This is a genomic window from Streptomyces sp. NPDC060198, from assembly GCF_042728415.1.
Classification (GTDB): domain Bacteria; phylum Actinomycetota; class Actinomycetes; order Streptomycetales; family Streptomycetaceae; genus Streptomyces.
Genome location: NZ_JBHWZJ010000304.1, coordinates 1 through 8,253 on the forward strand (window position 1 = coordinate 1; position 8,253 = coordinate 8,253).

Here is an 8,253-nt window from a genome sequence, read left to right on the forward strand (position 1 = left end):
TTCGCTTTCCAGTTCTTCGCTTTCGCGTTTCCCTTTCCGGCGAGTCCGACTCTATCAGATCCTTTCGGGCCTGATTCCCAGTCAGCGGGCTTGTCCTCCGGGCCGTTGCGGCCCTTCCGACGAGTGAGACGTTAGCGGATTCCCGGGCTCCGACGCTAATCGGGGCTGTTCTCTCGAACAGGCAATCCTCATTTCACACAACCACGCGCAAAGGCACACGACGAGAAGTCGGGCCTTGTTGAATGGTGGTGCGGAATGACTGTCCGGGGACCGACCGGGGTCGGCGCTCACGACGGACAGCTCGGAGAACATTACGGATCCGTGGGCGTCCTGTCAAACCTGGCTGTTCCGCAGGCGGGCGAAGCTCGCGCGCCCCCGCTGGAGCCTGCCCGACGACTGCCGGCTCCTCCTCCTTACCCATGCCGATCGCTCACTCGGCGGTGAGCCGGTCGTGCCCGGCCGCCGCCCCACGGATCGCTCAATCCCGGTAGTGGTCCTCGACGGGGGTACGGGCCTCGGCGAAGAGGGCCGGGCCGTCCTGCGGGACCTCCGGCCAGGCGCCGGAGTCCGGGTTGAGCGCGACGAGCTGTTCGGTGGAGAGCGCGTACACGACCCGGCCGAGGCCGGAGCGGACGATGCCGCCCGCGCACATCTGGCAGGGCTGGCAGCTGGTGTACATCGTGGTGCGCGCCGCCGTGTCGGCGTCGAGCTCGCGGGCCGCCCAGCGGGCGAGCTTCAGTTCGGGGTGGGCGGAGATGTCGTCGTCGCGCCGCACGGTGTTGTGCGCTTCGGCGAGGACGGTGCCGTCCTCGGCGGCCAGCAGGGAGCCGTACGGTGCGTCTCCCAGGGTGACTGCGCGGGCGGCGAGACCGATGGCGCGGCGCAGCAGTGTCTCGTCGGCGTCGGTGATCACGCGGGTGTCCTCCAGTGGTCGGCCACGGTGGCGAGCGCCCGCCAGGCCGTTTGGGGCCTGCGGGTTTCCTCCGGGTCTCCGTCGTACGGATCGAGTACGACGGTATCGGCGCCGAGGCGCTCCAGCTGGTCGAGATCGTCGAGGACCTGTTCCAGGGTTCCGACCCCGGCGGGACGGTCGGGGTCGTCGACGGGTGCGGCGGTCAGCCGCAGGGCGATGCGGGGAGCGAAGCCCGGCAGGCTCTGCCGCTCGACGACCGACCGCAGCCAGGGGACGGTGTTGTTCAGCGGGTGCCAGGGGGCGTCGAGCCGGACGGCGCGGCGGACCGCCGCGTCGCTGTTGCCGCCGATCCAGATCGGTACCGACGCGGTGGGGCCGTGGCCGTCCTCCTGCCATGCCTCGCGAAGGGCGTCCAGGTACTGGTCGGTCAGCTTGCCGCGCTCGGAGAACGGCACGCCCAGGGCGGCGAACTCCTGCCGGGCCCAGCCCACGCCCACCCCGAGCACGAACCGCCCGCCGCTGAGCCGGTCCAGGTTGCCCGCCATGCGGGCGACCAGCAGGGGGTGCCGGTAGGGCATCACCAGCACGGTCGTGCCCAGGCGCAGCCGGGTGGTGACGGCCGCCAGCCAGGACAGGGTGGTGAAGGGTTCGTGGAACGGTTCTGGGTACTGCCCGGCCACGTCCGGGGTGACGGCCACGTGGTCCGACACCATGAGGAGGTCGTACCCCAGACCTTCCACGGTCCGCGCCCACTCGCGCAGGGTGCCGGGGTCGGTTCCCGGCCCGAAGTTGGGTACGTTGACGCCCAGTTGCATGGCAGAAGGCTATCCCCGTGATCATGTCGCGGGGAACGGACTCTTCGCCGGATCGGCGGCCGGCGTCCGTGGTTTTCCCGGTAGATTCGCTTCATGGCCGCGAATCTCGACGACGTCGACTGGGCGATCATCACCCAGTTGCAGCAGGAGGCCCGGATCTCCCTGAGCGAGTTGGGGCGGCGGGTGAGCCTCAGCCCCTCCGCCACCACCGAGCGGGTGCGTCAGCTGGAGGCGCTGGGCGTCATCACCGGGTACTCCGCGACGGTCGACCTGGCCAAGGTCGGTTATCCGGTGCTCGCCGTCGTCCGGCTGAAGTACCCGGGCAACCGGCACCAGCCGCTGCACCGGCTGCTGGCCGACCGCCACGAGATCCTGGAGTGCCTGCGGACCACCGGCGACGACTGCTACACGCTGAAGCTGGCCGCGACCTCCATGGAGCATCTGGAGTCGCTCGTGGACGAGCTGGCCGGATTCGGGAGTACGACCACGAGCGTGGTCTACAGCCGGACGCTGCCCGCGCGCGGCCCGCGCCGGCCCTGACGCGCCCCTCCCGGGTGGTTCACACCGGCGCGTGGACGTCCTCCAGTTCCTGGAGGAGGCGGCGCTTGGGCCGCGCGCCCACCATCGACTTCACCGGTTCGCCGTCGCGGAAGACCATCAGGGTCGGCATGGAGAGCACGCCGTAGCGGGCGGCGACCCCGGGGTTGTGGTCGACGTCGATCTGCACGATCTTGATCCGGTCGGCCTCTTCCCGCGCGATCTCGCTGAGCACCGGGGCGAGCTGGCGGCAGGGGCCGCACCAGTCGGCGGTGAACTCCACCAGGACCGGCAGTCCGGCGCCGAGCACCTCGCCGTCGAAGGTCTCATCGGTCACCTCGGCGACGCCTTCTGCATGGATCATCTGTCATCCTCCCAGTTCACAGCGGGGTTCCGGGCCGCCGGGAAGTCCGGCGGCCACCTCGACCTCGGCGCGGGCGAGCTGTGCGCCGACCTCGGTCCGTACGGTCTGCAGCTGTGCGATCAGCGCGTCCAGCTCATCGAGCTTCCGCCGGTAGACGGCGAGCGACGCGGGGCAGGCGTCCCCCGCCGGGTGCCCTGCCCGCAGGCACTCCACGAACGGCCGGGTCTCCTCCAGGTCGAACCCGAAGTCCTGGAGGGTCCGGATCTGGCGGAGCTGCCTCAGGTCGCTCTCGTCGTACGTGCGATAGCCGTTCTCGGACCGTCGCGCCCTCAGCAGACCCCGCGACTCGTAGTAGCGCAGTGTCCGCGTCGTCGTCCCGGCCCGTTCGGCCAGCTCACCGATTCGCATGGCCCGACCGTAATCCTTGACGCCGACGTCAAGGCAAGGAGTCGGTCCCACTGCCGGTCGTTCAGGAGGGGACGGGGACCTCCGCCAGGACGCGGGCCAGTTCGCGCGGCGTGGAGAACATCGGCCAGTGGCCGGTTTCCATCTCGACCAGCCGCCAGCGGTCGCTCTTCAGCAGCTCGGCCACGTCGTCGTTGGGCTCCGGGCCGTCGAGCAGGCACTTGACGTAGGTGGCGGGCAGCTCGCCGAGCGGGCGGGTGAGTACGGCGGGCTCGGTGAGGGTGGCGCCGGGGTGGGGGGTCGCACCGTCGAGGAGCCGGCCGATCTGCGCGTCGGTGAGGTCCTGTCCCTCGAACTCCTCGGCGGGCGGTGGGGGCCAGGAGCCGCCGTTCTCGGCGATGGCGGCCACCACGCTCCCGCCCCAGGGGGTGGAGACGAAAGCCCTTCCGTCGGCGGGGACTTCGGAGTCCACGAACACCACGTGCGCGAGCCGGTCCCCGATGCGTGCGGCGGCCTGGCCCACGGGGACGCCCGCGTAACTGTGGCCGACGAGCACCACCTCGGCCGGTCCGGCGTGTTCGACCGCGTCCACGACGTCCCTCACGTGCGTCTGCTGCCCCGCAGGTGCGTCACGCTTCTCCGCGAGTCCGGAGAGGGTCACCGGATGGACGGTGTGCCCGCCCCGGCGCAGCTCTTCGGCCACCTCGTCCCATGCCCGGCCTCCGAGCCAAGCCCCTGCCACCAGCACGTAGTTCGTCATCCCGGCACCGTAGCGCGGGGCACTGACAGGCCTTGGGTGCGGACGTCGGAGGCCCGGAGCGTCCCCCTGGTGGGGTGCGGCCCGGGCCTCGACGGGGATCATCGTGTGACGGCGCGCCCGGTCACTGGGCGTAGATCCCGATCTCGTTCAGGGAGTACCGGTTGTCGGTGCCCCTGACCAGCCCGGTGATGCGTACGTACCGGGCGTCCACCGGGGTGAAGGAACGGTTCTCGGTGCCGCCGGATCCGGCGGTGGTGGTGTGCACCGTCTTCCAGGTGGCGTTGTCCGAGGAGACTTCGACGGTGTACTTCACCGCGTACTGGTCCGACCAGTCGAGCGCGGTCCGGCCGACCCGCCGCACCGCGCCGAGGTCGACGGTGATCCAGGCGGTGTCGACGGTCTTGCTGGCCCAGCGGGTGGACCGGTCACCGTCGACGGCCTGCTTGGGCGGGTAGGCGACCACCACGGCGTTCTGGTAGTCGGAGGCGGTGGCCTTCGCGCCGGCGGCGAGGTTGGTGAGGCTGTCCGACCGGGTGGCCGGGAACTCCACCACCTGCTGGTAGGTGGGGCGGTTCTGCCAGGCGATCCGGGGCACGGTGATGCCGCCCATGGCCCGGTGCACGATGGAGTCGGCGCAGACCTGGTCGCCTGCCGAGCAGGACGCGTCCGCCGGGTAGACGGTGGCCGCCGGGACGGCCGCGGCCGTCGCCAGGGTGGTCAGCAGCACGTTCCGGCAGGACGCGACGGTGCCGGTACCGCAGTACGTACGGTCCAGGGGCGAGGCGACCGCGGAGCCGAGCACCGCGCGCAGGTCCTTTTCCAGATAGCTCCACCAGCCGTGCTGGAAGGAGGAGCCCTTGTGGGCCTGGGCGGCGGCGATGCCGGTACCGACCGCGCCGGAGCCGTTCTGGCCGCCGGAGGGCGACTCGTTGATGGGGGCGACGGCGGTGAGCGCCTGGTAGGCGGCGGTGCCCAGCTTCGGCTGGAACACCCCTTCCACCAGCAGCGGCCACCAGGCGTCGAGCACCCGGATCGCGGTGGCCCGGTCGTACGTCCCCGCGCCCTTGGACGGCTCGCGGCGCTCGGAGCCCGAGGCGGCCCAGGCGCGCAGCTGCTCGACGGTGGCCGAGAGGGCGGGGTCGGTCACGGCGGCGCTGTCGATGACCCGCAGGATCTCCGGCAGCACCTCCTCGGCCCGCAGGTCGGTGGCGGCGGCGTCCTCCATCGCCTTCACCAGCTGGGCGCGGGTCACCCCGCCCGTGCCGACGAGTGCGGAGACCCGGCTGTCCAGCAGGTCGGCCCGGTGCACGGCGCCGTTGCCCCAGCCGGAGGTGAAGCCGGCCGCCTGCTTGTTGTTCCAGCTGACGTAGTAGTCCTGGTCGACGGAGTTGGGGTGCTGCGCCGGCGGGGTGACCGCCGAGGTGTTGATCGTCGGGTTCCAGCCCTGCCACTCGTAGGCGGGGAGGGCCCAGATCGGCTTGTCGGGGTCGGTGCCGGTGGCACGCACCGGGTTGGTGCCGGAGTTGTAGTACGCGGTGTGGTGGGCGTCCACGTAGAACCAGTTGAAGGTGTACCCCACGTCCCGGGCGGCCGTCTGGAAGGCGGTGGCGGAGGTGATGACGGAGGGGTCGTTGAACTGCTGGAAGCCGATCACCGAGTCCAGCTCGTGCTGGTAGGTGGAGCGCAGCGCGGTGTACGCCACCGGCTTGCCGCCGCTCTTCCCGATGTGCGTGACCAGCCCGTACGCGGAGCGGAGCGTCTCCAGGTCGTAGGAGCCGGCCGCGGTGGCGTCGGCGGTGGTGGGCGCCCAGGAGTTGTGGGCGGTCAGCTTCTCGAACGGGGTGCAGACCCCGCGCAGCAGGTAGGAGCGGGAGGCGGTGGTGGGGGCCGCGACCGAGGGCTCGCAGAGTTCGACGGCGAAGGTGTCGGTGATGTCCTGGTTGGCCGAGGTGGCGCTCCAGGAGTAGTCGAGGCCCCGGCCGATCTCCACGTAGAAGCTGATGCCCGGGAAGGAGGCGCCGCGCGAACGCAGGCCCGGGCCGTCCAGCTCCTGGACCATGAGGAGCTGGGGTGCGTAGTAGCCGGTCTGCGGGCCGAAGACGGCGACGGGGTGGCCGGAGGCGGTGTGGTCGCCGGAAACCACCAGGGCGTTGGACATGCCGTGTTCGCCGGTGATCAGGTCGGCGGGCAGGACGCCCTCGGCCGCGGTGGTCGTCTTCGCCGCCGCTGCTGCGGCCGCCGTGGCGCCGGTTCCGGTGCCGTTGACCGCGTGCGGGTAGGCGGTCACCGTGCCGTTGTCGGGCGTCGCCGTGCCGACGGGCGTGGCGGGCGTGGTGGCGTACGGGAAGCTGCCGGTGTGCAGGGTGGCGGTCGCCTCGGTGTCGTTCTGCGCGCGCCAGGCGCGGTACGCGGCGGAGCCGGCGGTGGTGCCGTACTGCTGCTGGAGGGCGAGTTCGGCGAGCGCGTTCTCGACCTCGCCGCCGCCTCCGCTGCCGAAGATGGCACCGACCACCGAGGCGATGGCGACCGTGTCGGTGGCCGTGAAGTCGGCGATGTCCTTGCCGTGTCCGGTGAGTTCGTACTCGCCCGGGTAGTTGTTGGCGGCCAGGTCGGCGTCGATGAAGGCGTTGATGCCCGCCACGTAGTCGTTGATGTCCTGCACGGCCTGGGTGCCGCGCGCCCCGGAGGCCGCGACCCGGTCGAGCTGGGCGCGGAGGTCGGCCTCGGTGTACGGGGCGACGGCCCAGAGGCTCTCCTCCAGCGCCCGGTTGCCCGCCGCACCGCCCGCGAACGAGGACAGCTGCCCGCGCCCGACGTGGCGCAGGATGTCCATCAGCCACAGCCGGTCCTGGCCCGCCGCGTAGCCGGCGCCGAACTCGGTGTCGGCGCGGGTGGTGCCCTTGATGTGCGGGGTGCCGGTGGCCTTGTCCCGGGTGATGGTGACGCCGCTGCGCGGGGTGAGGGTGGACTCGGTCTGCCCGGACGGTACGCCGAAGGAGGCGTCGTTGAAGTAGTTCGCCAACTGGTCGGGGGTGAGCCCGGAGTAGTCGTGCAGCAGGTTGTCGTACTTCTCGATCTGGTCGGCGGAGTGCGCCGGCCGGGTGCCGATCGACTTGTGGAGCAGGATGCCGGCAAGGGTGGCGTGCCCGTTCTGACCCGCGGTGAGGATGTCCAGGCACTGGCCCTGGCAGGGGTCGCCCGTGGCGGGCAGCGGATCGGAGGTCGCGGCGGCCGTGGGGGCGGCGACCAGGGCGCCGGCGAGCAGCGTTCCGGCGGCGAGCAGGGAGACGGCGGCGGCGCGGGGTCTGGTCCGTCGCACGCGCCGCAGGAGGCGCTTGGCAGGATTCAACGGAGGCTCTCGATCCGGGGTTTCGGGGGCCGTACGGCTCCGGGGGAAGCACCGGCGGGTGGCCCGGCGCGTGCGCACGCTAGCCCCCGTGGGGCACCTGCCGTAAGCCTTGTGCGGCAGCCGCCAGGAACTTGCAACACCGGCTTCATACTGGCCAGTTGCCGCGCCGGGCCGGGAGTGTCCCTCGAGGTGGAGGAATCTGCGGCTGCCACCGGCTCGCCGACTCCATGACCGAGGTGCTGGCCCCGGTCGGTCCAGTGGCCGGCCTGCCCTCGGCGGGCAACGGCTACCGATACTGGCCGGAGGTGTTCCACGATGGGCCGGGAGGGGTGCTTGCACGGGAAGGCCCGTGCAGGGCGTGTGCGGAACGGCCGGTCCCGAGTCTCCCGTGAGCGACAGGCAGATTCCGGTTGTCATTCGCGCTCGCCCTGCCCTGTCCCCCCCATTCGTACGAGGATGCCGGTATGAGCAACTGGGCGGAGTGGGCGGGCCAAACCGTGAGCGCGCTGGTCGGCACCCTGGCCGGCGGGATCATCTCCGTACGTGTTGCTCGCTGGCAGACCTCGAAGGCAATCACGGCACAAGTCGAGCTCGCCGCTGAGCAACAGGGTGCAGCGATCATGCTGGCGCGGCAGCAGCGGGAACGACAGCAGTCCGCCGAGGCCGCGCAGAAACTCCTGGAGCGGCTGGCAGACCTGGCAGCCTGGCTCCCGTCGCTCCCGGACGTATCGGCAAGCGTGCCACGTCTGAGTGTGTCCGCGCGCGAACACTGCGCTTCGGCACTGTCAGTGGTGCGACGAGGCATGCAGACCGATCTCTTCTCGATCCAGGATGCTGCGGTGCGCGATCGCTATCGCACCCTGGTCGGGCTTGCCTACGACGTAGCGTGGCGAGGTGTCGGCCAAGGCCGCCCTGAACGTCAGATTCGAGACGTGTGGGGATATCTGCGCTACGTACAGTTGACGCTCGAGGCAGTGATCGACGAATCGGACGTGCCCCGTCACGCTGCTCCACCAGCACTGGACAGAGAGAACGACGAAGCTTGGGTTCCGCCTCAAGTGCCGTGGCACTGGCGCGATCCCGCCGATGACAGCTGAGCCAGAACCGGGA

General features: G+C 71.0%; 8 protein-coding genes. 2 read left to right on the forward strand and 6 right to left on the reverse strand.

All coding sequences use genetic code 11. The features are described from left to right. Positions 1 to 478: 478 nt before the first annotated feature. Both ACFWEP_RS27225 and ACFWEP_RS27230 read right to left on the reverse strand, forming a co-directional pair. The gene (locus ACFWEP_RS27225) at positions 479 to 913 is read right to left on the reverse strand and encodes a nucleoside deaminase (RefSeq protein ID WP_387373799.1); all 435 of its coding nucleotides are present in this window, start codon (positions 911 to 913) and stop codon (positions 479 to 481) included. Next, positions 910 to 1,728 (reverse strand): LLM class flavin-dependent oxidoreductase, encoded by an 819-nt coding sequence (locus ACFWEP_RS27230; RefSeq protein WP_387373801.1) that lies wholly within the window; start codon positions 1,726 to 1,728, stop codon positions 910 to 912. Before ACFWEP_RS27230 ends, ACFWEP_RS27225 begins: the two co-directional genes overlap by 4 nt. Before the next feature lie 93 nt (positions 1,729 to 1,821). On the opposite strand from ACFWEP_RS27230, the gene ACFWEP_RS27235 reads away from it, so the two are divergent. Next, positions 1,822 to 2,268 carry an Lrp/AsnC family transcriptional regulator gene (locus ACFWEP_RS27235; RefSeq protein WP_387373803.1) on the forward strand — a complete coding sequence of 149 codons (447 nt, stop codon included), beginning with the start codon at positions 1,822 to 1,824 and terminating at the stop codon, positions 2,266 to 2,268. A gap of 19 nt (positions 2,269 to 2,287) precedes the next feature. On the opposite strand, the gene trxA is transcribed toward ACFWEP_RS27235, so the two are convergent. From trxA to ACFWEP_RS27255, 4 genes are all read right to left on the reverse strand, one after another. Then, positions 2,288 to 2,629, reverse strand: coding sequence for a thioredoxin (trxA, locus tag ACFWEP_RS27240; RefSeq protein ID WP_387373805.1), 342 nt, complete (start codon positions 2,627 to 2,629; stop codon positions 2,288 to 2,290). A gap of 3 nt (positions 2,630 to 2,632) precedes the next feature. After that, positions 2,633 to 3,037 carry a MerR family transcriptional regulator gene (locus tag ACFWEP_RS27245; protein ID WP_328719350.1) on the reverse strand — a complete coding sequence of 135 codons (405 nt, stop codon included), beginning with the start codon at positions 3,035 to 3,037 and terminating at the stop codon, positions 2,633 to 2,635. 61 nt (positions 3,038 to 3,098) lie between these two features. Beyond that, a complete protein-coding gene (locus tag ACFWEP_RS27250) occupies positions 3,099 to 3,794 on the reverse strand; it encodes an alpha/beta fold hydrolase (RefSeq protein WP_387373806.1) in 696 nt (231 codons plus the stop codon). A gap of 121 nt (positions 3,795 to 3,915) precedes the next feature. Then, complete coding sequence (locus ACFWEP_RS27255; RefSeq protein WP_387373807.1) at positions 3,916 to 7,113, reverse strand: penicillin acylase family protein; 3,198 nt, start codon at positions 7,111 to 7,113, stop codon at positions 3,916 to 3,918. Between the two features lie 494 nt (positions 7,114 to 7,607). Here ACFWEP_RS27255 and ACFWEP_RS27260 point away from each other — a divergent pair, with 494 nt between their 5' ends. Next, positions 7,608 to 8,240, forward strand: a complete 633-nt coding sequence (locus ACFWEP_RS27260) for a hypothetical protein (RefSeq protein ID WP_387373809.1) — start codon at positions 7,608 to 7,610, stop codon at positions 8,238 to 8,240. Positions 8,241 to 8,253 lie beyond the last annotated feature (13 nt).

What these genes read in the sequence shown, in the direction of transcription:
- ACFWEP_RS27230 (WP_387373801.1), bottom strand. Translation starts at nt 1,728, where the DNA reads ATGCAACTGGGCGTCAACGTACCCAACTTCGGGCCGGGAACCGACCCC.
- ACFWEP_RS27235 (WP_387373803.1), top strand. Translation starts at nt 1,822, where the DNA reads ATGGCCGCGAATCTCGACGACGTCGACTGGGCGATCATCACCCAGTTG.
- trxA (WP_387373805.1), bottom strand. Translation starts at nt 2,629, where the DNA reads ATGATCCATGCAGAAGGCGTCGCCGAGGTGACCGATGAGACCTTCGAC.
- ACFWEP_RS27245 (WP_328719350.1), bottom strand. Translation starts at nt 3,037, where the DNA reads ATGCGAATCGGTGAGCTGGCCGAACGGGCCGGGACGACGACGCGGACA.
- ACFWEP_RS27250 (WP_387373806.1), bottom strand. Translation starts at nt 3,794, where the DNA reads ATGACGAACTACGTGCTGGTGGCAGGGGCTTGGCTCGGAGGCCGGGCA.
- ACFWEP_RS27260 (WP_387373809.1), top strand. Translation starts at nt 7,608, where the DNA reads ATGAGCAACTGGGCGGAGTGGGCGGGCCAAACCGTGAGCGCGCTGGTC.